The organism is Bacteroides hominis, assembly GCF_033042785.2.
Taxonomy (GTDB): domain Bacteria; phylum Bacteroidota; class Bacteroidia; order Bacteroidales; family Bacteroidaceae; genus Bacteroides; species Bacteroides hominis.
Genome location: NZ_CP178829.1, coordinates 4,222,731 through 4,247,439, shown reverse-complemented (window position 1 = coordinate 4,247,439; position 24,709 = coordinate 4,222,731). Strand labels below are relative to the sequence as shown.

Genomic DNA, 24,709 nt, shown 5'->3' with positions numbered 1-24,709 from the left:
TATTTAATAAATTAATGTATTGTTTCTTTGTGAAGATTTGATGATTTTATCTGATTTTCTGAAAAGAAGTCTTGGGGTTTTGTTTACCCCAAAAGGTAAACTACTTAATATCCATAAACGAAATTGTTTATTACTCATTATCCGATAATTTTTAGAAAAACACATTGCGATCAACATCCAGAGTGTAGTGTAGTTTATGTCAAAGATATTGAAATCTTCAACCCAGCTATAACTCCATCTAAAAGCAATAAATATGCCTATCAATTTTATGAAAATGTTGTTAGATCTATAAATCGCTATAAAACTTGCATAGAAAAAAATAGAAAAATAAAGTATTATGCCAATCAAACCCGATTGATGATAAATGTTCAATATAGATACCTCACATCCATATCTTTCTATACTTCTAATTCCAATTTGTTTGAATTTAATATCATCTAAACTGAAGAGGTTTGATTCATAGCCTTTAGCAGGAGTTCTGCCTAATATAATATACTTGTTTTTTATGGAAGACTGTATAACCTCGTCGTATAGTCCAGTCCGAGTATCTGCTGTTAGGTTATTTCCCTTGCTTTCGATATTGCCGATGTAATCCGATATTTTAAAGATATTGAAAGTATTGGCCGCTGCTAAATAAAAAAGAATAATAGGTAATATCATTAAAGATGGCTGTAGTATTTTTAATATTATATTCCTTTTATATTTCCAAAAGATCATAAGTGAGATTCCGAGGCAAGCTATTACTCTAATGCCATTACTACGTGCATCTATATCATAAAATATTGAAAAAGTACTAATGACTATTATTATCAATTTCCATTTTTTAGGTAATGTAGAGATGCATATTATGTATAGATAAAAAAATGATAAATATCGTCCGGGAGTATCTGTGTTTAACGATAATATCAAAAAGACAGGGAATATATATAATGAATATTTCATCCATTTATTTAGTAATCTAGATAAAATTTTCGGGTTAGAAAATGTAAAGCAAAAAATAGGTATAAGCATTTGAAATCCATTATTCAATAACATTTTCCAATCCCAATAATTTTCAGCTATGAACATTCCTCTAGTAAATGTAAAGATATTCCATAAGAAATAAAAGTAAATCAGGATAAAAGCTTTGTCTGTTTGGGGAAATAATGACTTGGCTTTTATGTAAATAATGCAAATTAATAAATTGCATATCCATACTGTAGCTAGTGGGATTGGAATTGGCAATGAGAATGCTAATCCTGTTATTGTAATTATAATGAGACTATAGGGGAGAATCTTTCTTACTAAATAAATCATAGTTCTTATATTGTGATAAAACAACGATCCCAATTTACATTCTTTCTTATGCAGTGTGCGGGTATTCCCACATTTAATGTATTGGGGGCTATATCTTTAGTTACTAATGTATCCATTCCGATGATCGCATTATCTCCAATATTGACTCCTTTTAGTATTTTACAACCTTTTCCTCCCCATACATGATTACCTATTTTAATAGGTATTGATGGATTGATTATCTGATGTTCAGTATCGAATATCGGATGGGAATCAGAATTCCAAATTTCTATATTTTCGCCAAACATACAATGTTCTCCAATATCAATGGAATTCTGTTTTCCCATGCATATCATATATGAACTGCCAAAAGAACTTCCTTGACCTATTTTGACAATACAATTGTCTCCCCTTATTATAATTTTTGAGAAGTTTAATATCACATTGGGGGATATTTCTATACAATTGTTATTACCTGTAATCATTATGCAGCTTCTCCACAATTGTCCTTTTATATCGATAATATTATATTTACCAGTTATTGATATATTACTGTTTTTTATAGATGAGTTTTTTATTTTAATGTGGTTTTCTGAGGAACCTGCTATCTTTGTTAGAAATAAAATGCTTTTGTATGTCTGCATATATCTCTTAAAGAATCGAATGTAAAGACAAGTATAATAAGATATGATTTTTATTATTATATTTTTCATTTTTTAGAATCTCATATTACAATTTTATTGTCGGTATTACCAATAGCATGCTCCTTCAACTTGATCTGCATTGCGGGGCTTGTTTGCTTCTCCAGGACGTACCCAAAAATCATTTATTAATGAAGTGTAACTTCCATAAGGTATACCCCATGCTTTTACTCCGTAATTGGGGTCCTCCCATCTTTTACCCCGTATGCCGAATAGTAGCTGTAATGCCCCTCCTAAGTGTACTGCCTTTTTCCCCATACGTTTTACATGAGCAGCTAACGGGAAACCATAGGCTCCACAGCCAATCAGGCAAATATCATAATTCCGTTTATTTATTTCATCTTTCATCCACTCTAATGCTTCAAACCAGTTCTGGAATTTATTGTGTTCACCTCCCAAGCTTTGTACTGCAGGAATTGTCTGTAATTCGAATTCGGGGAGTATTTGGCTGTTGTCAAAAATGTAAGTTCTTTTATTTTTGTATTGTTCTTCTATTAATTTCGCGAAGGGATGGATTACTAGAACTTTCTTGTTTTTTAGAGTTTGTGTCCAAGGTGAAGAGGACCAAAAAGGTTCTAAGAAACGTAAATGGATGAACTGTGCGTTTGCTAATTTATTGTTTAAGATAGATTCTCCTTTTATCCAACAACCCAATAAATCAACATCTTGTGTGTCATTTATTATCATTTGACAGAATCGTTCTATATTCTGTTGTGTAGGAGGAAAGAAACCGCTCCATTTTTGCATTTGCTCCATTATATTAGGGTTCCACCACCATTCAGGTTCTATTCCTTGAATATATTTCAATATATTTTTTCTTTTATTGATCACTCCTATATAGTTTGTGATTGTCGCTAACTCCGTACTTCCGAAGCGGGCGATCATGCATGGCTTGTCATTCAATAAAAGTTCTGAAATCATCCTTGAGGCTTTTTCTGGATTCTTTTCATAAGTGAGGACTGGCTTTTCTGGAATCCGAAATGCTTTTCCGTATAATTTTCGAAGAGCTTTCAGGAGATAGATTGAAATTGTATTCATAATGCTTGTTTGAGTAATGCAGTATTAAATGTTCCGTCATTTTCAACCAGTATCCAATCCGATGAATCAGGATACCCATGCCAAAAATTGCGTGGACAGACTTTTATTCCTTGATTTAATAAAGCTGGTTTATAGGAGAATGAACTTTTGCTTGTTATTAATAAGTCGGCATATACCATGTGAAGAAATGAATCTTGTGCATTCATGTCCATGCACCAATGAAGATTGGGATAATGCGCAAATTCGGGATAGTCTTCAGGCTTTCCTTGTGAAAAGAAATAAATATCGACGGACTTGTTGACATTTAAATTCTCTGTTACTTGCTTCAGTACTTTTTCAAAATAATCATTGCTTAAGAAGCGCATGATTAAGTTGGGATTCTGAGGGTCATTCATTATATCCCCCCTACGAACGTGAATGGCTATATTAAAGGACTGTTTATCATAGATCAATTGTTCATGTTCTCTTGCAGGAGCATGATGAAATTTTTGTTTTAGATCTTCCATCACTTCATATTGTGCAGTATAAGAATGGTCTTGCGGAGGCCAAAATATAACTTTCTGTCCATTGTAAGATGCTATTATCTTTTTAATAAAAGATATGGACGCTTTATCGTTCTCAAAGAAATGGGGGAGGCGTCTGAGTTTAAAACCTCTTCTTTGAAGCTCTTTCACACTGATTTCGTTGTGCCCGAAGCCTAAGAAATCATCCCATTGCGAAGTGGAAAATGGCATGTGGGCAAAATTTAAGTTTAATTGTTTGCTCCACCAATAACCGGCTATCCAGTTGGCCATTTGATGTCCGATGCCTGCTCCCGGGTTGGGTCGTGCAGCAAAGTACATATCGTGAGTGGGAGCATAGCTTTGTTTGCTATGTAGCAAATAATGCCAATAAGAACGATGGATGAATGGATATATGGGGGTGCTATGGGTTAGCTTTACCAAGTCATTCCACAGGCGGTATTTTGCTTTGAATATGAATGTTTTAATGGTCATTTTACTTTAAGTCTCATTAAATCGATAGAACTTCTTAGTTCTATGGGGAGTCGTACGATTTTTTTGTATAGCTTTTCTTTCAATGATAAGGGCTTTCGTTCGAAAAAACCTCTATGGGTATAGTCCATTTCAATATTGTGCTTCTTAAATAGTTCGACGACCGGTTTATACCATTTCCCTCCGACTACTCCAGTGAAAATATATGGTATTATTTCAAACTTGTCTAGTATTACTTGATTGGGGTCGACTACATAATATTTATGCTGTAATATTCTGGCTCTTTTCGATCCCCACCATTCGAAGTTCCAAGCGCTTTCGTAATCACGTATTAATTCTAGTAATTTCGTTCTTTTCCATAGAGAAGCTTGGCAAGAGATTACACTCCAATGATGCATGTCTACGGAATACAGATGTTTGTATGGGGTAGATGAAACAGCTTTTACGGCTTGATCGGTTAATTGTATGCAATCAATGTCCTTTGCTTTTTCCATTAATGAGATATATTCTTCAATAATTTCATTTTTAACTGTATCTTTCAAGAAGTAGTCTTCCTGCATATAGAGTATAATGTCGGTATCCATTGTTTCCAATGCCCACTTTAGGCATTGACTCCAGGTTGCGCGTTTCTCTTTAGGTATATGATGTCTTTCGCAACCTTTTACAGCTGTTATATCTAGCTCGGGATAGGAGTAGTCTTTGTACTCTGTATTTAAGTAGATTCTTCCGGAACAGTCGGTCCAGTACAAAGACCATAATTTGAAGAATGGATCCCAGCAATCATCGAATTTATCGCAGGTATTTATGAGAATGGAGTAGTTTATGTTTTGCATAATTGAATCTTTTATATAATATTATACTCAGGTTTATTGTACGTTGAATAAGTTTTTGCTCTATCTTACCCAAAAAATAGAGGCGTATTTTATCTATGAATATACTTGCTGTAAAAGTTATAAAGACTTCCATCGCAAGATATACTATCATATAGTAACTGTTTGCATGATTCGCTAACTTGAAAACGTAATAGTCCCAAAGCAATCGAGTGCTATCAAGTAGGTAAACTGCTATAATGCTGGAAGATATGTAATTGATGATATTGGACTTGAAGGTAAATGATTTGAATAAATAAAATATGGATATGGCAGATATTAGAATAAAAGGGCTGCAATCCATAGAATAAATGGTACATCGTTTATGAAAAATGTATCCTATAATGAAGTTTAGTAGATTAATAAGAAGTGTCATTGATATGAAACATCCAACAGTTTGTTTTCGAGAGAAAATTTTGTCATGGTGAAGTTTTATATATCGTCCTATTAGATATATAAATAAAAAATAGATAAAACATTTACCTCCACTTGTTACAATTGTATAATATGGATTATTAAATATTGTGGGGATGATGGATAGGACTATAAAAGAGGTGAGTAATAGCTTTTTGAAGTTTGTATGTGAACATTTTATTGTATAATTATTAATATAGGGAGATAATAACATTAGTATTAGATAGCAAGTGATGAACCAGTTTTTATATAATGGAATTACTAAAATTGAGGTTAAGAGTCCTTGAATTCCGCTTTCATATCCTATATGCTCTCGTAATACATAGGATAAAGTTTCATAACCGGTAGTGAGTATAATTAATTGCAATAATTTATTCCATTTTAATTTAATTCCAAAATATCCTGAAATCAATATAAAGCAAGTTACTCCAATGTTTCCAATGCTTCCTATTATGCTTATTATATAAGCATTAAAGGGGATTACATCTCCTTTCCAGACAATGGATGCTGTATGCATTGTGAGGATTAATAATATGGATAAGATTCGCAAGGATTCGAAACCGGAGTCTCTTGAGTTTTTTGTAAGCGTCCCAAACATAGTTTTATTACACATTCTTGTCAGTGCTAGAAATTTTTTATTTTGAGGCCTGATTTGAAAGTATGCTGTATTATCAGTACTTTCGAGGGGTAATCTTCTTGATCATAGTTACTAGTTTCTCTTGTTCGTCTTTAGATAAAACTATAAAGTAGAAACATAATGTAAAAGTGCTGAAAGAACAAGCGGTAGAGCACACTAATGCGCTCCAGTCTGTTAATAGTATTGACGGTATGTATCCTGCCATGAATGCTATTAGGGCGCATATTACAGATGGAAATAACACAATATTCCAATATGTTTTGATTTTGAGATTACAATATTTTTTGCAGTAATAGAGCTTTGCTATGCTGGGTAATACAACCATTGAAAGAATAGCTACTATGTATAGCCAATAAGGTGGAAAACCTATACTAAAAAGAAACCATAAAATAATTAGAGGCAATAAATTTGTGAAAAACGAAATAATGTTCATTTCTTTGATATGTCCTTCTGCTGATAATGTGGTTCCTAAACTTATGGTTAATTGTTCTAAGAGTGTGCGTAGAAGTTGTAAACGAAAAAAAAGTATAGTCCATTCTGGTACATTTTTAAGCCAAATTTTAAGGATAAAAGGAGTCTCAATTACACATGGTATGGCGAAAAAAGCCAGTAACGCAAAAGATAGTTTACATCCAATGAAAGAGTATTGTAACATGCCTTGCCTATCTCTTGCACCTTCTTTTTTCACAATTATTGGGGTTAAAGCCTTTAGCATGTTGTTGGAGAATATTGATAGTTGTCCGTTTAATTGGTTGCCAATTCCCATAGCTGCATTTAATGCGACTCCAAAAAAGTGATTGATCAATATACCATTTCCGTAATTACCTATTAAACTTGCTATTGTTCCTGAAAAGTTCCACCCTGCAAAGCTTGTCATTTCTTTCATCATCGTCTTGTCCCAGTATTTCTTGGGTGCAATCGTGCATTCCGTATAATGTTTGTGGCAATATATTCGCATTATGGTCAGCGTGATCAGTGGTATGCATGCCATCAAAACGCCATAAACAATCAGTTTGTCTGAGAAAGTATAAACAACGATAAGTGCTACTGACAACTTCAGTAATGATTCGATGATTCCTACGATCGCATAGTATTTCATGTTTTCGTGGGCATTGAGCACTGCGTCATAAGGAACGGACATCACCGTAAACATGGTGCTGACTATTAGACAGCCATATACTACCTTTGCGGCAAAAATCCGGTCCGCTGGAATATTCAGAATGCCGTTGAAGAAAAAATATCCGGCGATCAGCAGCGCAATTCCCGCAGCCAATGCTATAAAAAAATGCAGTAGGATGCTGATGTTGAATATACTTTTCTGTTTTTTCTTGTTTCCTTCCCCTTCCGAATAGGACATAAACCTCTGCGTGGCTCCGGCCATCGCTGCGTTCAGGAATCCCAGCATGGCTATGGCTCCACCTACGATATTGAATATACCGAAATCGGCTGCTCCCAGTGAATTCAGAATCAGTCGGGTGGTATATAGTGAGATGAACATCGTGATGCCCATCTTGGCATAAAGGAATCCTGTGTTTTTTACGACACGGTTGGCGGTAGAACTCATAGATCGTTTTATAGCGTGGCTTATTGTATCTTATCGTTTTTTATTTATTGATATCCTTCATCTCACCGCCTCCATCTTTCCCACTCTCTCCACGAACCCCACCGGCATATCCACATGGGCGCAGCCCAGCATATCCAGCCTTACCGCCACCTTGCTTTTGCCGTCGATGGTCACCAGCTCGCCTTCCAGTCCGGCGAGCGGACCTTTGATCACTCGCACCTGTTCGCCGGGGGCGAGGGGGGAGGAGCACACTTCGATAGCTTCTTCGGAGTAGTCGAGCATGAAGCGGAAACGTTCCATCTGCTCGTCGGGGATGACGGCGGGAGTACTTTCGCCGCGCAGCACCATGTAGCGGCTGACGGACGAAAGGGTCAACACTTCGGCACGTTCTGCCGGATCGACGTGTACGAAGATCATCATCGGGATGACCACGCGCTCTATCTTTTTGCGGCGGTCGCTCCATTGATGGATTTCTTCCTGCACGGGCAGGAAACTTTCGATGCCCATTGCCGTCAGGCGGTCACGGGTTTTCTTTTCGTGATAGAGACGGACGTAGGCGGCAAGCCAGGATTTCATGTCGGTTGGGGAGTATGGTTTGAGAAAGTGGGAGGGGCGCTCCCGGATACGCTACGCGGTTACCTGTCACAGTTGTCTGCTTGGGTAAACCGAATCTTACGTTTGATTTTGCTGCAAAGATAGATATAAATTTACTAAATGCAATAAATTGTTCATTAAAATAGAAAAAATAATGAATTTTTAATCTTTGGATTGTACTTTTGTGAGTTTTAATAATTAACATATGTTTTAAATTTAATGATTATGGAAAAAAAACTACAAGTTAAAGAACTCGAATGGATTGCTTAGAGAACTGTCCGGACAGGTGTTTGCCTTGGTGCGTGAGCTTCCCAAACCGCTCTCGAGGGAGGAGATGCGGGAGATGAAACGGTTGTGTCGTTTCCTGAGTAACACGGTGAAGGATCAGGAGCGGAAGCGGGAGGTGAGAAAATAAATTCGGGCGTTAAAAAGAGCCGGGAGGCGGACGGTGAAAGTGGCGTGTGGGTAGGTGTGGAGGCTTTCCGAAGAGACTTTTACGGCGGTTTTAACATTCGGAAGTGTAAAAAGTTTGTTGTTCTTTTGCATCATGGTTCATTGCAGAGGATGCGGAGTGGAAAGGGTTTTGCTTTGTGCGCTTGGCGGCGGATCGGGATTAAAAACATTAAAATTTAATACTCAATGAAAAAGAGAGAGTTTACAATTTCCTTTTTCCTCCATGTGTGGGAAAAGAAGGCGGAAGAGATTTCGTTGGAAGAGTTTCATAATGACCTCAGGGGAGCACGCTGGAAGGTGCTTGCCGAGTCGTATCGGCGGTGGATGCAGACGGGGATGGCCGAGGAAGCCAAGAAGCTGAAGGGTGCCCTGAATGCAGTGGTGGTAGCCGGCAGGTGCCGGGGCGGACATGCGGCGAACCAGGTGAGCCGGCTGAGCGGACTGGCACTGTTCGACTTTGACCACTGTCCGGAGAAACTGTCCGGGATGAAGGAGAAGGCCAAGGCGCTGCCTTATGTGGTGGAGGCCTTTGTCAGTATCTCGGGTGAGGGGTTGAAGCTGATTGTGCGCATCGATGCGGAGAATGCCGGGCAATACGCGGCGGCTTATCCTGTCGTCGCCCGTGAGTTGGAGCGCGTGTTGGGGCATCCTTGCGATATGTCGTGCCGTGATTTAGGACGGGCATGTTACGCTTCGTATGATCCGGAGGCGTATTATAATCCCGCTGCAGAGGTGTTTCCGTGGAGGGAGCAGGCGGACGGACTGCCGCAGGCGGAAGGGGAGTATCCTGCGCAGGCGGTGGACGGAGCTCGTCCGGCAGGCGTCGCTCCCGAAGCGGGGAATGGCTTTATGCAGGCTTTCCTGAATGATTTTGATGTCCGGAATCCGTTTGCGACGGGAGGGCGTCATGCGTTTATGTTGAAGTTGGGACGTTATGCCCGGTATAAAGGTTTTTCGCCGGAGGAAATGCGGCTGTTGCAAAAAACAGTGGTTGAGAAATACGCGCAGGCTGATTTCGGAAGCGGAGAGATTGAGAAAACGTTATTCTCTGGTTATCAGTATGCTTCTGTCAGAAAGGCGGACGCTGTCGGGGAAGAAAAGGGCTCAAAGGCTCAAGGCTCACTTTATACCCCTCACGGGGAAGAGGAGGGGGATGATTTGGAAGATCTCTTGTTCGGAAAAAGTGAAGCTTACAGACGACAGGCGCCTTACTTTCCCGAAGAGGTGTTCGAGCATCTGCCCGAGGTGCTTGCGGAGGGAGTAAAGGTGGCGGGCAGCTATCGGGAGCGTGACATGTTGCTGACGGCGATGGTTGCCAACATCAGCGCTTGTCTGCCCGAGGTGCGTGTTTTGTATGATCAGGTGTACTACTCGCCGCACCTGTATTACATGGTGATTGCCCATGCCGGAGGCGGAAAGGGGGTGGTGTCGCTTGCCGGCATATTGCCCGGAGAGATTCACCGGTATTATGAGAAGCAGAACGAGGATATGCGTCTGGTGTATGATAAGGCTTTCTTCGAGTGGGAGCTGGAGCTGAAAAAGGCGCAGGCGGAGAAGCGTTCGCCGGACTTTTCGCTGCGTCCCAAAGAGCCTGCCCGTAAATTGCTGACACTTTCGCCCAATGTGTCGAAGAGTTTGCTGATCAGTGCATTGGAGGAGAGTGGCAAGTTAGGGTGCTGCATCAACGCTACGGAGCTGGACATGGTGTCGGGAGCTATCCGCAATGAGTACGGAAAGCATGATGACGTGTTTCGGGCGGCTTTTCAGCACGAGGTGGTTTCGGCCGATTTTAAGGTGAACGGGCGCCAGGTGGTAGCCCACCATCCACGCTTGGCATTGTGTTTCGCCGGTACTCCGAATCAGTTGGCGCGTTTCATACCTTCGTTGGAGAGTGGATTGTACAGCCGTTTTCTGATCTATACCGGACAGAGTGATTGGTGTTGGCGTTCGGCCGCTCCCCGGGCAGGGGGTGAAGATCATCAATCGGTGTTTGCCCGTCTGAGTCACAGGCTGTTGGAGTTACACCTGTTCTTGCTTCAGTCTCCCACGGAGGTCACGTTTACGGCTGTGCAATGGGAGGAGCATACGTCTCGTTTCTCCTCTCACCTGTCTGAGGTGGTGAACGAGCGGGATGATTCGCCCGGGGCGATCGTGCTGCGTCACGGATTGATGGCAAGTCGGATAGCGGGTGTGCTCACTGCTCTCCGCAAGGGGGAGTGTGCCTGGGCGATGCCGCAGTATGTGTGTTCGGACGAAGATTTCCATACTGCCATGCTGATGACGGATGTGCTCCTGGAGCATAGCTTGCTGCTGTCTACCAGTGTGCAGAAGAGTGAAACGAACTCCAAACCTCTGAAGCCTTATTTCAGGTTACGGCCGGTATTACAATCTTTTTCAGGAACTTTTACCTTCGCCGAGATGGTAGAAAAGGCGGTGAAAATGGGAATTCCCCAGTCCACTGCCAAGAGGCTTTTTAAGAAGACTGTAGACTTGGAACTCGTTGTGAAAGAGGATGGAAAATATCGTAAGACTCACCGCAAGTGGGCGTAATGATGCTTGTAGAGTGAGCCTTGAGCCTTTGAACCTTCTCAAAAAGGATAGGGGGGAGGCGAATGTATGAAAAAACTCTTAAGCCTTTTCTGAAAAGACTTAAGAGTTTCTACTAAAAGACTTGGATGTTTCGAGGGAAACGTCTAAGTCTTTTTCACGTTTTTCACCACAGAGGACACAGAGTTCATAGAGGAAAAATTTATTTTCCCCGGAACAGGTGTTTAAATTAAAACTCTGTGTCCTCTGCGTTCTCTGTGGTGAGTTCAAGGCTCTCCCAGGTAATGCACTATCAGCCCGACTTCGCGCTTGAGGAAGCTGTGGCGGTATTTGTTGTAATTGACTTCGGACAGTGCCCGGGTCAGGGCAGTGTTTTTACGCATCCAGCGGTAGAGTTTCTGCAGGGCGAGCACCGGATCGAGGCCCGGGCAGTAAAGTTGTGCAAGTTCGGCTTTGGTGTACGAGCGGATAATGAAATCGGCTTCGGTTGTGTCTTCTTCTTTTCTTTGGTTCATGGTTTTGATTATCTGATTGTTATCTACCGTAAATATACGAAAAAATACCCGGAATGCAGCGTGTTTTTATACTCTTTTTTCGTCAAACTTTGTCATCGGCGCTCTTTCCTTGTCATTGGCGCATCGAGGTTGTCGTATCTTTGAAATGTGATTGAAAAACAGATGTTTAACTCTAAAAAAAAGTACGATTATGAGTAAAGAAGTTACGTATTCGGTAGTAGCGCGCAAGAACATGCAGAAGAAGGATGATCCCGCCAAGTATTATGCCCAGGCGCAGGCGAGTGGCGATGTGGGTCTGGACGAGATCTCGACCCGGGTGGAAAAGGCCTGTACGGTGCACTCGGCGGATGTAGTGGCGGTGCTGAAGGCGCTGGAGGATGAAATGGTAGACGGGCTGTCGAGGGGAGAGATTGTACGGCTGGGCAATATCGGCACGTTTCAGGTGGGCCTGAGAAGCAAGGGAGCTGAAAAGCCGGAGGATTTCAAAGCGGCGAATATCAGCAAGGCGAGGGTGAACTTCCGTCCGGGGCCTGTGCTGGCGGATGCGATGAAGACGCTCAGCTTCAGCAAGGTGAGCACCCGGGCGGCGCAAAAGGGCGACGGCGACGGGGGGATTGTGGATGACCCGACGGCATGATTTTCACCACAGATTTCACAGATTATCACAGATGAAGAATTTATTTTTTCTGCAATTGATTTTCATATTTAAATCTGTGATAATCTGTGAAATCTGTGGTGAAAACGTAAAACAACTTAATATAGCAAAACAACGATGAAGAAGTTACAAAGAATCTTGGAATGGGTGATCGCGTTCCTGATGTTTCTCAGCGGGAGGAATGTCGAAAAGTGAAGGAGGGGGTATGAGGAAAATCGACTTAATCGTGATTCATTGCTCCGCAACGAGGGAAGACCGGTGCTTTACGGAGTTCGATCTGGATGTCTGCCATCGCAGGCGTGGCTTCAACGGGCCGGGGTATCACTTCTATATCCGCAAGGACGGGCGGATTGTGTCCACTCGTCCGGTAGAGAAAATAGGGGCGCATGCCAAAGGGCACAATGCGACGAGTATCGGTATCTGTTATGAAGGAGGGCTGGATGCGAGGGGACGTCCCAAGGATACCCGGACGGAGTGGCAGGTGCATTCGATGCGGGTGTTGGTGAAGACTCTGCTAAAACAGTACCCCGGCAGCCGTGTGTGTGGCCACCGGGATCTGAGTCCGGACTTGAACGCCAATGGGGAGATCGAGCCCGAGGAATGGATAAAGCAGTGTCCGTGTTTTAATGTGATTGATGATAAAAAATTACATTGATGTTTTAAAATGGAAATTGAACCGCTATAAAAGTTAATTTAATTAACTCTTATAGCGGTTTGGCTTTCATGGCATAAGTGTAACAAATAATTAATTCTTCATATTTTATAAAATCATAGAGATGTCTAAGTGTGTTTTTGGCCGTAACCATATCCATAGCCGTACTTTTTGCCGTACCCGTAGTAGCGTCCGTATTTTCCGTATCCATAGTAATAACCGTATTTCCGTTTTTTCATGTCGAGCCCGTTGATGACGGTACACAGGTTCGGAAGTTTGTTGCCCAGACGAAGATCCTCGAGCAGGGTATAGTCGGCTTTATGCGTATAGTCGGCACGGCATACATAAACGGAGAGGTCGGCTACCCGTGCGATGATCTGTGTGTCGGTGACCAGCCCGATGGGGGCGGTGTCGAGTATCACGTAGTCGAAGTGCCTTTTCAGAATATCGATGGCCTGCACCAAAGCCTGGCGTGCCAGCAGCTCGGTGGGGTTGGGCGGGACTGTTCCACCGGGGAGGATACTCAGGTTGGGTGATATCTCCGAGGGCTGCACCATAGACAGCAGGTCGGTATGCTGCGGATTGGCCAGGTATTGAGTGATTCCTTTCTCTTTGTGCGAAAGGGAGAATACTTTGTTCAGTCCCGGCTTGCGGATGTCGAGTCCCACGATGACTACTTTCTTGCCGAGCAGCGAGAGGCTGATGGCAAGGTTGGTGGCTACGAATGTTTTTCCTTCGCCGCTGATGGTGGAGGTGACCAGGACCACTTTGTTCTCTTCGCCCAGCATGAATTGCAGGTTGGTGCGGATGCCCCGGAAGGTTTCCGCCATCAGGTCGTTTTCGTTTTCGCGGACGGCGATGCTTCCCTGCTTCCCTTCTCCCTCTTCCGCCAGGGGGATGTCCCCGATGATAGGGACGGAAGTCAGTTTCTCCACGTCCGCCCGTCCTTCTATGCGGAACTGGAGCAGGCCCATGACGTAGATGACGGCTACGGGGATGCCTATCCCAATCAGGAGCGCGATCATGTAGACCGTCTTTGTCTTGGGTGAGACGGGACCGTTGTCGGCCATGGCTTCGTCTACGATTTTGGCATTATTGGCAGTGGCAGCCAGCGCGATGGAGTTTTCTTCCCGTTTCTGGAGCAGCATCAGGTAGAGTCCGGCTTTGATTTCCTGCTGGCGCGAGATACTGACAAGCTGGCGTTCCTGGGCGGGAGCATTGCTGATGCGGCGGTTGAACTTGTTGGCCTGCCGGTCGAGGTCGGCTTTGGTGATCAGCAAACCTTTCTGAACGCTGTGGATGGTGGTCAGGATGTTTTCGCGCATGGCACGGATGCTGGTATCCAGATTCACGATCACCGGGTTGGTTTCCGAAGAATTGAGCAGCAGGCGGTTGCGTTGGAGCACCATTTCGTTATACTGGCTGATAAGGGTGGACAGGGACTGGTCGGTCAGGCCGACGTTGACGGGCAACACGGTGTTGAGCTTGTCCGGAGCGGAGATATATTCGGCTAAGTAGCGTACCAGGTTGAGCTGGGTGCCGTTCTCCACCCGCTGTTTCTCGTAGGCGGAGTTTTCGCTGACGGCCAGTTGGGCATCGCTTGCCAGGTCGGTCAGTCCGGCATCCCGTTTGAAGTTTTCCAATTCCTTTTCGGTACTGAACAGCTCGTCGTTGATGATGCGGATGCGTCCGGCGATGAACTCTTCCGTTTTCTCCGCCACCTCGTTCTTGTCGTTGTTGGTGTTCCGGTTGTAGACTTCGATCAGCCGGTTGATGAAGTCCTCGCCACGGCGCTTGTTGGTGTTCTTTAAAGAGACGATGACGATAGAGGTGGTTTTGGACGTCGGTTCTACACTGAGTGCTCCCGCATAGCCTTTGGCTGTCCACAGGGGATTGCTTACGACGGCGGTGAGCGTCTGCGGTTCTTTGACGGTGACGGAGTCGTGGGCAAGCGTAAACGTGAACGTGCCTGCGGGAGTAGTGAGCAGGGCCGGCAGCTTGGAGAACTTTTTACTGTAGGAGCTCTCTCCGATGGTAGCTTTCACGTCGAGCCGGTTGCCGGGCGACAGGGTGAGTTCGAACACGGCCGGCGCTGCTAACTTGTCCGCTTCTTGCGGAGTGAGTCCCACCAGTACCGGCGAATTTTTATAAAGTTCCGTTTCGTTGAAACTGCCTTTGGCTGTATAGGTGGTGTAGAGGTTCAGTTCGCTGACCACATGCTTGACCAGCGTTTTGGAACGTAGTATTTCAATCTCGTTGTCGATGTTCGATACCGAGCTGACCAGACCCAGGCCTTCGAGCGCGGTGAGGTTTCCTCCACTGTTGCCCCCTTTCTTATCGTCCTTGATGACTACGGAGGCCGAGATGTTGTAGACCGGAGTGGTCTGCCGGAGGTATAACCATGCTCCCGCCAGGCAGAGGATGATCGAAGCCACGAACCAGGGCCACCGGATGATGTAGCGGAACAGCATGGCGTGGAAGTCTATTTTCTCTTCTTTTTCTTCGTATAGATCGTCGTATAAGTCTTCTTTCATTTTCGGGGTTTCTTTATTTGGCGATTGTAATGATTAAACTGGCAAGCGACACAAGCGTGCCTACCACGGAGAACCAGATGGTGGTGCTGGTGCTGATGTCGGCTGTTTTTGCCTTGGTCTTATTGGGTGTGACATACAGGATGTCGTTCTGTTGCAGGTAGTAGTAGGGCGATTGGACGATATCTGCCCGGTTCATGTCCAGCGTGATGATGTGCTGGTGTCCGTCGGCGTCCTCGCGGATCAGGCGGACGTTGTCGCGCAATCCGTACACGGTCATGTCGCCTGCCATGGCAAGGGCTTCGAAGAGGTTGACCTTTTCGTTGCTGATGGTGAAAGTTCCGGGAGCGTTTACTTCGCCGATGACAGAGATCTTATAATTGGCCATACGGACGGTGACGATGGGCGATTCTTTGATATAGTCGCTTAACTTCCCTTTGATCAGTGTTTCCGCCTCGCTTTTGGTCAGCCCGCCGATGTGCAGGGTGCCCAGTATCGGAAATTCGATATTGCCCCGGTTGTCTACCAGGTATTGCTGGAGTGCCGGCTGGCTGGTCAGGCTGCTCTGCGCGGCGCTGATGGGAGTCGCTACGGTGAGGTTGAACGGTTCAGCCAGTTCGGGGTCGGTGCAGGACACGACGATGGTGAGCAGGTCCTTCGGCATGATGCGTGCATCATAAAGCTTGGCTTCCGCAACGGCACGCTGCACCTCTCCCGAGTCTTGCAAATAAGGCACTTTCTTGTAGGACTGGCAGGAAGCCAGCAGGATACAGGTTAACGTAAAAAAAAGTAGTCTTTTTGTCATTTATCTTAATTTTAGAATATTACTATATGGGGTGGCTCACCACAGATTACGCGGATTAACACAGATTAACAGATTATCCCCTTGATATTTAAGGTTTAAGATTCTGTGTTAATCTGTGTAATCCGTGGTGAACTCTTTGTTTTAATAAGCTTCTTTTTCTCCTTCTAACGCATTTCTTACAGTTTTATATATTATATATAAATCGAGCATGAAGGTCCAGTGCTCTATATACCAGATGTCCCGTTGCACGCGGCCTTCCATTTGCCACAGCTCGTGGGTTTCTCCACGAAAGCCGGTGACTTGCGCCCAGCCGGTGACACCCGGCTTCACAAAATGGCGGACCATGTATTTGTTGATCAGTTGTGAGTATTGCTCCGTATGTTTCAGCATGTGAGGGCGGGGGCCCACTACCGACATGTCGCCCAACAGTACGTTGATGAACTGCGGCAGTTCGTCGATGCTGCTTTTACGCAGGAAGTTGCCGAATCGGGTTTTACGCGGATCGTGCAAGGTGGCTTGCAGGGTGTCGCTCTGTGCGTTTACTTTCATGGAGCGGAACTTGTAGCACCAGAACTCGCGTCCGTCTTCTCCGCTTCGCTTCTGCTTGAAGAAGATGGGGCCCGGTGAGGTGATTTTGATGGTCAGTCCGACGATGATATAGATAACGGGGAAGAGCGTGCACAGGAACAGCAGGGAGAAAACGATATCGAACGTACGCTTCCTGAAGCGGTTTTCGGTGAAACTGAGAGGCTCCTGACGGATGCAGAGTACGGGCACGTTGCCCAGAAGCTCGAAGTACATCCGGCGTTTAAGATAACTGCGTACGTTGGGGACGCTGAAGAAGCGTATCAGGTGATTCTCACAATAATCGATGATGGGGAGTATCTCTTCGCTGCGGGCGGATGGCAGGCAGCAATAGACTTGTTCGATTCCTCCCCGTTTCAGATAATCCACAATCTTGCCGGGTTGTCCCAGGTATTTCACTTTTTCGGGAAAGCGGCTGCCGGGCTGGTCGTCGAAGTATCCGATGACACGAAATCCGGAAGTGACATCGTCCATCATTTGATGATACAGTTCGATGATATTGCTGTTGCTGCCCACGAGAATGATGCTGCGGGAGTTTCCTCCATGCTTGCGGTAGCATTTCAGGAGTCTGCGAAACAGCAGACGGTAGCAGACTAACAGCGTGGTGAACGTGAGATAGAATATCAGGAAGAAACGTGCGGAGAGGATACCGAAGTTTCCAAAGGTGAGGGCGCAGGAGAAGAATAGGGCGTGTCCGGCGCTGTTGCGTATGGCGCGCCATACAATTTGTTCGGGACGTACTACGCGGCGATGCAGTATGACGCCCGATGACATGTTGCTAACCAGATAGCATAAGTTGAGTAATACTAAAACCTGTGGAAGTGAGTGGGTAAATGGATCTGCAAAGAATTTACTTCCTAAGAGTGCGTACAGAGATAGAAAGATACCATTCAAGAGAATTAAATCTCCGGCGAATACTATCCTTTTTATAACTTTATTAAACCGCAATACCTGTTTCATAATGTATCTATAGGAGTGTATGTAATAGTTGTCAGTGCTTGATCCACTATCATCTTGCTGTGTGCATTACAATTTGTTCCCTTACTTATTAGGTAATAGAACAAAGCGATCCCTTACTTATTAGGTAATAGAATGCAGAATAACGAAAAGATATAAAATATGGCTTGGAGAGGTTAACTAAACATAAAAGAGGGGGTAGCTTATATAACTACGATGTAAAATTATCGCAATTTGGTAACTCCTGTTTGAGTAATTACATCAAACAGGAATTATGACTAATCTTTCTATTAAATGAATAAATTATTTCAAACTGATATTTAAACTGATTATTATCCACTTTATTAGAAAAGAAATTATCATTTTGTTTGTGATATTTCAATTTTTATCTCTACTTTTGCAGCGATAAAACAAACAAATCTGTTCTATTACCTAATAAGTAAGAGAACCATTTATATCACTCTTCTTCTTCCTTCTTTAGTTTCACGGCAGCAATTACTTTTTTATTCGCATTACTCAGTGTTTTATTATCAAAAGAAGCCAGATAAATATATGTCACCTTTTCCGAAGCATGCCCCATGCCGGCACTGATTACTGAAACCGGAACCCCCTTTTGCAGGGCTGTGGTGGCCCAGCTATGGCGTGCTACATAAGAAGTGAGCGGAGTCTTCAGCTTAAGCATTTCAGATATCCGGTTGAGTCGCTTGTTATACACCCTCAGCGCACTCCGGTATTGCTTATGCCCTTCTTCACCGGCTGCGCTAATGACCGGCAGCAGATAGATGGAGTCTGCACAGAGTGCCGCATATTTCCTCAGAATCGCTTTGGCACAGCTTTCTATGATGACCGTAAGCTGCTGACCCGTTTTCTGACGGAAGTAAACCAGTGTTTTCCCTCTCACGTCCGTTTTGCGGAGGTGCACCAGGTCGACAAATGGGATGCCACGCAGATAGAAGCTCAGCAAGAAGAGGTCGCGGGCAAAATCGAGCTTACTGTTCTTACCCAGATCGGCCTCCAGCAGACGGGAGATGATGGAAGGCGAAATAGCCCGTTTGGCGGTAGGCTCGTTGCCGATGAAAACATTCTCGAATAACTCCCGCGTATTGAGTGAGGCCAGGTTTTGCTCGATGGCCTGATTGCAAATGGAGCGTAACATGCGCATATAGAGTGAGATCGTATTATGCCTTTTCCCACTCAAAAGCAAATACTGTTCGTACTCCTTGATGCTCTCGGGAGTGATCTCTTCAAAAGTAAGTGAATCTTTTCCTGCAAACTTCTGATAACTGTGCAGGGTGTAAATGTAAGTGTTGGCTGTACTGTAACGACCACCTAACTTAGCCTTCTTGGCTAAAGATTTAATGAACTTTTCAATTTCCATTTTCTTGTTTTTTTTAGTGTGTTCAACAACAATAATTCTAATAAAAAAGATTTTGAGCGGTAAGGCAGAAAATTTGCAGGAAATTAGTAAAAAATCAATAGCCATAAAGTATAGACGAATGAAAGTATCATAAATACCCAAATGGTCCGATGAAAAAGGAGAGTGAAAAAGTGTCCCGAATTTGGATGAATAGCCGTTCTTTCGTGGTGTATTAATCAATTAAAAACATGAAATTATGGTAATAGCTTATTTGAGAGTAAGTACGGAAAAACAGTTTTTAGCTAATCAGAAAGAAGAGATTTTGCGATTTGCAGAGAAAAATGGATTGTCGATCGACAAGTGGTACACAGAGACTATCAGTGGAAGCGTAAGCACAAAAGACAGGAAATTATCAGAGTTACTGAAAAGGATGCACCCGGGGGATACACTGATTGTAACGGAGATTTCGAGGCTGAGCCGTACATTGCTCGAGATTATGACTATCCTGAATTTCTGTATCAAGAAGCAGGTGGTGCTTTATAGCACCAAAGAAGGCTATGTGTTTCAGGACGACATCAACAGTAAGGTGCTGGGATTTGCATTCGGGCTGATGGCGGAAATCGAAAGGAACCTGATTTCGATGCGTACCAAAGAAGCACTTGCACGTAGAAAACAGGAAGGAATGACTTTAGGCAGAAGAAAGGGGGATACGCCTAAAATTAAATTGCTGAGTGCCAACAAGCGGGTACTAACCAGAGAACTTGACAAAGGAACTACTTACTCGGAACTGGCGGAAAAAATGGGGGTGTCCAGAACAACATTGTTCCGGTTCATGAAAACGATGTATTAGTGAATGATGAACGATTAGGGGAGCCATGATTCACCACAGATTACACGGATTCTCACAGATTAATAATTTATTTTACTGAGAGTTAAATTAAAATATCTGTGTTAATCTGTGTAATCTGTGGTGAATATGAGTTCATTCACTGTTTATCATTTATCGTTCATCGTCGATGATCGTTTATGAAGGCTTTTCAGTTCGAAGGAGAGCATGACCCGGAAGAAACCGATGATCAGGAAGGTGAATGCCAGCATGTATATAACGTAAAGTGCACCCACGGCCGGTTGCCAGAGTATGATCAGCGAACAAATGATGGCAAGGATACCGAAGCCCATATACCATCCCCACTCACGGGTTCCATAACGTTTCAGGTCCATGGAATAGCCTGTGGCAGAGAAACCGCGGAACATCATCCAGAAAGCGACAATGAACGGTATGACTTCCATGCTGAGCAATGGGTAGGCTACCAGGTAAATACCTAAGATCAGGTCGATAATACCTCCTGCGAGATACCATCCCCAGGACGAGATGCTTCGCCGGTTGCTGATGGAAAAGATGATTTCGATAATACCACTGATCAGCATGGAGATGCTGAAGATAACGCTGAGGGCAATGTAACTGCTTCCCGGTGCAAACAGCAGGCAGAGAGCCACGATGATGTACAGAATACCTAAGATAAGAGATAACCACCAGTTTTTTACTGCGTGTTCCATCTCGTCGAATAAAGTTTTCATATCAATTCTATTTTTAGATTATTGTCCCACGTGAACAAAGTAAGCGTACCGATTGTTTAGAATATAGTAAATAAAACTTAGAGATAACAATTATGGCAACAACAAATTTCAAAGGACAACCGGTAAAGCTGATTGGCGAATTTATACAGGTTGGAAAGGTGGCTCCCGATTTTGAGCTGGTGAAAAGTGATTTATCTTCTTTCTCACTAAAAGATTTGAAAGGTAAAAATATAGTTCTGAATATTTTCCCAAGTATGGATACCGGTGTCTGTGCTACTTCGGTGCGTAAATTCAATAAGATGGCAGCGGGATTAAAGGACACGGTGGTATTGGCCATTTCGAAAGACTTGCCGTTCGCTCAGGGACGTTTCTGCACGACGGAAGGCATTGAAAACGTGATTCCATTGTCCGATTTCCGTTTTTCGGACTTTGACGAAAGCTATGGAGTGAGAATGGCCGACGGACCGCTTGCCGGATTGCTGGCACGTGCGGTGGTGGTGATCGGAAAAGACGGGAAAGTGGCTTATACGGAACTTGTTCCGGAGATTACTCAGGAACCTGATTATGAAAAGGCACTGGCTGCCGTGAAGTAATCTGTGTAGGAGAAGATTTAGGAAAAAATAAAGTCCGTGTTCACTCCAAGGAGGTGGGAACACGGACTTTTTCATGTGGAATTGTTACTTCTTTTTAGTCATATCGAAGTCGAACTGTACTTTAGAAGTCGGCACAACCACATCTGCCAGTTTAATCTCGTCGGCATTGAGCTTCATCTTCAACTGATTGTTTTTGTAAGCGAAGCTGCCTTTTTCCGGAGAAGAAATGGTTACGGTTACGGTCTGACCCTTTTCACCTTCTGTAGCAGAGGGCAACTGGAGGATCAGCGGTTTCGGTTCGAATGCAAGGTAGATACTGTCTTTCTCTGTATTGAGAGCCGGCTTGTAACCTACTTTGTATTTCACGTCACCGAGAGCTTTGATAATGGCTTCTGCTTTGTCTTTGTCACCGATAATAGAGATGATAAGGTCGTCAACTGGCAATTTGTCGAAGAAAACGGTATCATTCTTTACTGTCGCATTGACATCCTGTCCCTTGGGAGTTTCACCTTCGCCGGCATTCTCTCTGCCTGCAAGAGGAGTAACTTGGGTGATCAGTACTTTTCCGTTATAGGTGCCTGCCACGTCACCGGTCGATGGAGGAGGGAGCGGAGAGTTGTCATCGTTGTCACAAGAAGACAAGGTTACCACTGAAAAAGCAATCGCAAAAGCATAAAAAAGCTTGGATAGATTAAATTCTTTTTTCATTTTCTTAAACATTAAATTTGTTACATAAATCAGTCGTTCATCAACCAACTGTAAGGCCTAGGATTTGTTTTTTGATGAATTGTTGATTAACTGGTTTGGTGTACGTACAATAAGTAAATGCAGGGAATATAAATATACTGCATGGAAGAGGAAAAAAAAGAAAGATTTTTTTGAGGGAGGGATGAAGGCGGAGTTTTACCACGGAGTACCACAGAGTCTCACGGAGTAATACGGAGTAATAGAGAGTAGAGAGTGATACAGAGTAATACAAAGTTCTTAGAGTTCACTGCCATTCGTTATCGATAGATTAAGTTCACTCTGTGTTGCTCTGTGTTACTCTGTGGTGAATGCTGATTCTTGCTGTGGAGGCACTATTTCTTTTTCTTCATTCCTTTGTAGATAAGGAAGCCGACGATGAAGACTCCGATGGCAATGAAGCAATAGCCCAGTTCGTGGCTGTATTCGGTAACTTTGGCAAGCAGTTGCTCTTCGCTTTCGATGCCGGGGACGGTGGACAGATAGTATCCGATGGCGGCAAGGATGGTGTTCCATAATCCTGCGCCTAAGGTGGTGTAGATAAGGAAGGTGTGCAATTTCATGCGGGCAAGTCCGGCAGGGATGGAAATCAGTTGGCGGACTGCAGGGATCAGACGGCCGATGAAAGTGGACAGCGCTCCGTGCTTGTCGAAATATTCTTCGGCATGTTGCACTTTGGCTTCATCGATCAGGCACATGTGCCCGAAACGGCTGTTGGCGAATTTATAGACGATGGGACGTCCCAGCCAGCGGGCCAGATAGTAGTTGATAATAGCGCCGATATTGGCTCCTATGGTGGCAAAAAGCACTACCAGGTAGATGTTCAATTCTTCGTTGACTGCTGCTTTGTAAGCTGCCGGAGGAACTACCACTTCGGATGGAAAAGGAATAAAAGAACTTTCAATGGCCATTAAGAGTGTAATGGTCCAGTAATTGAGGTGGTCTAAACACCACTGAATGAAGGCTACAGATTCCATTTGTTTATTTAATATAGTTTTGGTTTTTGATTTACCACAGAGGGCACAGAGTTTTTATTATCTTAGTTTATTAAGAAAAAAGATTTCTCTGTGTCCTCTGCGTCCTCTGTGGTGAATAATTATTTTTCGTCTTTTAAGAAATCATCCAGTTCACGGAGCATCTGTTCTCCATCCGCTCCCATTTCCAGGATCATGTTCCGAAGCGATTCGAGATTGATGGAGTTGCCACACATCTCGTTGTATTTCTTGAATCCTTCGTGGTCCTGAAGTACAAGGCATACAGAAGCCAGTTGTTCGCAGACTTTGGGATATTCGGGATCTTCCTCCAATACTTGCTCGAAGCAAAAACGAGCATTCTCGAGCATACGGTATTCGAGGCTGTAATTACCGATTTCCATCCATGTATCGGCTTCGGGGGCATAACGGAGAGCCAGTGCCCATTCTGCACGGGCCTGATCGAAGTTGCCCTCTTCCATGTAAATGCGTCCCTCAAGCAGATAGGGTTCTGCATCCTGTGGAGCCAGCTCTTTGGCCAGCCGGCAAAGGCGGTGGGCTTCTGCCGAGTCACCCAGATGGGAGGCACAGACCGCTTTGTTTGAATAGATATCGGACAGTAACGGAGAAGAGCCGTTGCCGCTTTCTTCAATTGCCTGAAGGGCCAGGCGGTAGCTCTCGGCGGCTTCTGCCCAGTTCTCCTGATGGGCATAAGCCAATCCGATGAACATGTAGGTGAATTCGGGAGAGAGCGTTTTATATTCCAGTGCTTTCTGATACTCTGCGATGGCCCCTTCGATATTTTCAAGGTGAAACAGGCTGTGTGCTTTGATGATATGGGCTTCGCCGAATTCTTCATCGGCTGCGATAGCGAAGTCGCAGGATTCTACGGCCTTATCAAAGTCTTTGGTGGCGAACTGACATTTGGCCAGCCCCACCCAGTAAGCCGGGTTGTATGGGTTCTTGTCGATCAGCTTGTTGTAGAAGAAGGTGGCTTTTTCTATATGTGCCGCTCCGGCTGCTCCATAACAATCGGCGGTGGCTGCCAGAAAATCTTCGTCGTCCTTATACAGTTCTATCCCCCGCGTAAGCCACTGTATGCCTTTTTCCGGATAGCCTAAATCGGTATACAGGTAGACAACATCGACCAGGATGCCGAGTTCGTTTTTCTCTTCCTCTTCTATGCTGTCGAGTATTTGGTCGGCATCGTCCAGCTTGCCTTCGTTCAGCAACAGTTCGGCTAAGAGTAGTTTGACGTTGGCGGAGTAGGTGTCGGTGATAAGGTCGGCCACTTCCCGGGCTTTCCGGGGTTGGTTGAGATCCAGAAACAGGTAAGCTTGTTCTACCATGAGGTCGGTATGCCCCGGATGAAGTCCGAGTCCGTATGAAATGACTTCCTGGGCTTCCTTGAACCTGCGTTCGGAGGCGTATTGATCGGCAATATCGGCCAATTGGTCACCATCCATATAGGGAGACTGGTTGTTGGCTTTTAATGTTTCGTATTGCACGATCATATTATGTAATTCCCGCTCTCTTTCGGACGGGGAGTTCTTTCTACCCAATTTAATTAGTAATTATACAGTTAATAATGATTTGATTCGGAGGGAGAAGGTGTGTCGAAACTCACCACGGAGGACACGGAGGACACAGAGTTTTAATTTAAAAACCGGTTCCGGGGAAAA

At 44.1% G+C, this 24,709-nt stretch carries 23 protein-coding genes; 6 read left to right on the top strand and 17 right to left on the bottom strand.

Going from position 1 to position 24,709, the window contains the following annotated elements:
• Positions 1-3: 3 nt before the first annotated feature.
• The 8 genes from R3O62_RS17950 to R3O62_RS17915 all read right to left on the bottom strand — a co-directional run bounded on the left by R3O62_RS17950 (position 4) and on the right by R3O62_RS17915 (position 8,066).
• Complete coding sequence (locus tag R3O62_RS17950; RefSeq protein WP_005806838.1) at positions 4-1,296, bottom strand: hypothetical protein; 1,293 nt, start codon at positions 1,294-1,296, stop codon at positions 4-6.
• A gap of 5 nt (positions 1,297-1,301) precedes the next feature.
• On the bottom strand, positions 1,302-1,919 hold the full coding sequence (locus R3O62_RS17945; protein WP_269110440.1) for an acyltransferase: 618 nt from the start codon (positions 1,917-1,919) through the stop codon (positions 1,302-1,304).
• Between the two features lie 105 nt (positions 1,920-2,024).
• Positions 2,025-3,014 (bottom strand): hypothetical protein, encoded by a 990-nt coding sequence (locus R3O62_RS17940; RefSeq protein ID WP_269110441.1) that lies wholly within the window; start codon positions 3,012-3,014, stop codon positions 2,025-2,027.
• Positions 3,011-4,009, bottom strand: coding sequence for a hypothetical protein (locus R3O62_RS17935; protein WP_269110442.1), 999 nt, complete (start codon positions 4,007-4,009; stop codon positions 3,011-3,013). The genes R3O62_RS17940 and R3O62_RS17935 overlap by 4 nt, the downstream gene beginning before the upstream one ends.
• A complete protein-coding gene (locus R3O62_RS17930; RefSeq protein WP_269110443.1) occupies positions 4,006-4,839 on the bottom strand; it encodes a hypothetical protein in 834 nt (277 codons plus the stop codon). The genes R3O62_RS17935 and R3O62_RS17930 overlap by 4 nt, the downstream gene beginning before the upstream one ends.
• Positions 4,796-5,887: an acyltransferase family protein gene (locus R3O62_RS17925; protein ID WP_005806827.1), complete on the bottom strand. Its 1,092-nt coding sequence runs from the start codon at positions 5,885-5,887 to the stop codon at positions 4,796-4,798. The genes R3O62_RS17930 and R3O62_RS17925 overlap by 44 nt, the downstream gene beginning before the upstream one ends.
• A gap of 73 nt (positions 5,888-5,960) precedes the next feature.
• Complete coding sequence (locus tag R3O62_RS17920; RefSeq protein WP_269110444.1) at positions 5,961-7,490, bottom strand: oligosaccharide flippase family protein; 1,530 nt, start codon at positions 7,488-7,490, stop codon at positions 5,961-5,963.
• 57 nt (positions 7,491-7,547) lie between these two features.
• Positions 7,548-8,066: a UpxY family transcription antiterminator gene (locus R3O62_RS17915; RefSeq protein WP_269098467.1), complete on the bottom strand. Its 519-nt coding sequence runs from the start codon at positions 8,064-8,066 to the stop codon at positions 7,548-7,550.
• Positions 8,067-8,346: 280 nt separating this feature from the next.
• Here R3O62_RS17915 and R3O62_RS17910 point away from each other — a divergent pair, with 280 nt between their 5' ends.
• Positions 8,347-8,499: a hypothetical protein gene (locus tag R3O62_RS17910; protein WP_164932435.1), complete on the top strand. Its 153-nt coding sequence runs from the start codon at positions 8,347-8,349 to the stop codon at positions 8,497-8,499.
• A gap of 224 nt (positions 8,500-8,723) precedes the next feature.
• A complete protein-coding gene (locus R3O62_RS17905) occupies positions 8,724-11,087 on the top strand; it encodes a DUF3987 domain-containing protein (protein ID WP_269110446.1) in 2,364 nt (787 codons plus the stop codon).
• Positions 11,088-11,350: 263 nt separating this feature from the next.
• Here the strand turns inward: R3O62_RS17905 and R3O62_RS17900 are convergent, their stop codons facing one another.
• Positions 11,351-11,599: a DUF4248 domain-containing protein gene (locus R3O62_RS17900; RefSeq protein ID WP_005779872.1), complete on the bottom strand. Its 249-nt coding sequence runs from the start codon at positions 11,597-11,599 to the stop codon at positions 11,351-11,353.
• 190 nt (positions 11,600-11,789) lie between these two features.
• Between R3O62_RS17900 and R3O62_RS17895 the strand changes: the two genes are divergently transcribed.
• Entirely contained in the window at positions 11,790-12,236 is a 447-nt protein-coding gene (locus R3O62_RS17895; RefSeq protein WP_005779870.1) for an HU family DNA-binding protein, read from the top strand.
• Positions 12,237-12,459: 223 nt separating this feature from the next.
• Positions 12,460-12,909 carry an N-acetylmuramoyl-L-alanine amidase gene (locus R3O62_RS17890; RefSeq protein WP_005806817.1) on the top strand — a complete coding sequence of 150 codons (450 nt, stop codon included), beginning with the start codon at positions 12,460-12,462 and terminating at the stop codon, positions 12,907-12,909.
• A 125-nt stretch (positions 12,910-13,034) separates the two neighbouring features.
• Here the strand turns inward: R3O62_RS17890 and R3O62_RS17885 are convergent, their stop codons facing one another.
• The 4 genes from R3O62_RS17885 to R3O62_RS17870 all read right to left on the bottom strand — a co-directional run bounded on the left by R3O62_RS17885 (position 13,035) and on the right by R3O62_RS17870 (position 19,162).
• On the bottom strand, positions 13,035-15,440 hold the full coding sequence (locus R3O62_RS17885) for a GumC family protein (RefSeq protein WP_269110447.1): 2,406 nt from the start codon (positions 15,438-15,440) through the stop codon (positions 13,035-13,037).
• Between the two features lie 13 nt (positions 15,441-15,453).
• Positions 15,454-16,242: a polysaccharide biosynthesis/export family protein gene (locus R3O62_RS17880; RefSeq protein ID WP_044301522.1), complete on the bottom strand. Its 789-nt coding sequence runs from the start codon at positions 16,240-16,242 to the stop codon at positions 15,454-15,456.
• A 141-nt stretch (positions 16,243-16,383) separates the two neighbouring features.
• Positions 16,384-17,787, bottom strand: a complete 1,404-nt coding sequence (locus R3O62_RS17875) for an undecaprenyl-phosphate glucose phosphotransferase (RefSeq protein WP_317472603.1) — start codon at positions 17,785-17,787, stop codon at positions 16,384-16,386.
• A 454-nt stretch (positions 17,788-18,241) separates the two neighbouring features.
• Entirely contained in the window at positions 18,242-19,162 is a 921-nt protein-coding gene (locus R3O62_RS17870) for a Tsr19 family tyrosine-type DNA invertase (protein WP_317472604.1), read from the bottom strand.
• Positions 19,163-19,397: 235 nt separating this feature from the next.
• On the opposite strand from R3O62_RS17870, the gene mpi reads away from it, so the two are divergent.
• Entirely contained in the window at positions 19,398-19,991 is a 594-nt protein-coding gene (gene mpi / locus R3O62_RS17865) for a serine-type multi-promoter DNA invertase Mpi (protein WP_005779856.1), read from the top strand.
• A 146-nt stretch (positions 19,992-20,137) separates the two neighbouring features.
• On the opposite strand, the gene R3O62_RS17860 is transcribed toward mpi, so the two are convergent.
• A complete protein-coding gene (locus tag R3O62_RS17860) occupies positions 20,138-20,719 on the bottom strand; it encodes an HdeD family acid-resistance protein (RefSeq protein ID WP_005779854.1) in 582 nt (193 codons plus the stop codon).
• A 92-nt stretch (positions 20,720-20,811) separates the two neighbouring features.
• On the opposite strand from R3O62_RS17860, the gene tpx reads away from it, so the two are divergent.
• On the top strand, positions 20,812-21,312 hold the full coding sequence (tpx, locus tag R3O62_RS17855) for a thiol peroxidase (protein WP_005779853.1): 501 nt from the start codon (positions 20,812-20,814) through the stop codon (positions 21,310-21,312).
• Positions 21,313-21,396: 84 nt separating this feature from the next.
• Here the strand turns inward: tpx and R3O62_RS17850 are convergent, their stop codons facing one another.
• The 3 genes from R3O62_RS17850 to R3O62_RS17840 all read right to left on the bottom strand — a co-directional run bounded on the left by R3O62_RS17850 (position 21,397) and on the right by R3O62_RS17840 (position 24,589).
• Complete coding sequence (locus R3O62_RS17850) at positions 21,397-22,020, bottom strand: DUF4840 domain-containing protein (protein WP_296187721.1); 624 nt, start codon at positions 22,018-22,020, stop codon at positions 21,397-21,399.
• 371 nt (positions 22,021-22,391) lie between these two features.
• A complete protein-coding gene (locus R3O62_RS17845) occupies positions 22,392-23,033 on the bottom strand; it encodes a DedA family protein (RefSeq protein ID WP_005779849.1) in 642 nt (213 codons plus the stop codon).
• A gap of 119 nt (positions 23,034-23,152) precedes the next feature.
• Positions 23,153-24,589, bottom strand: coding sequence for a tetratricopeptide repeat protein (locus R3O62_RS17840; RefSeq protein WP_181996261.1), 1,437 nt, complete (start codon positions 24,587-24,589; stop codon positions 23,153-23,155).
• Positions 24,590-24,709 lie beyond the last annotated feature (120 nt).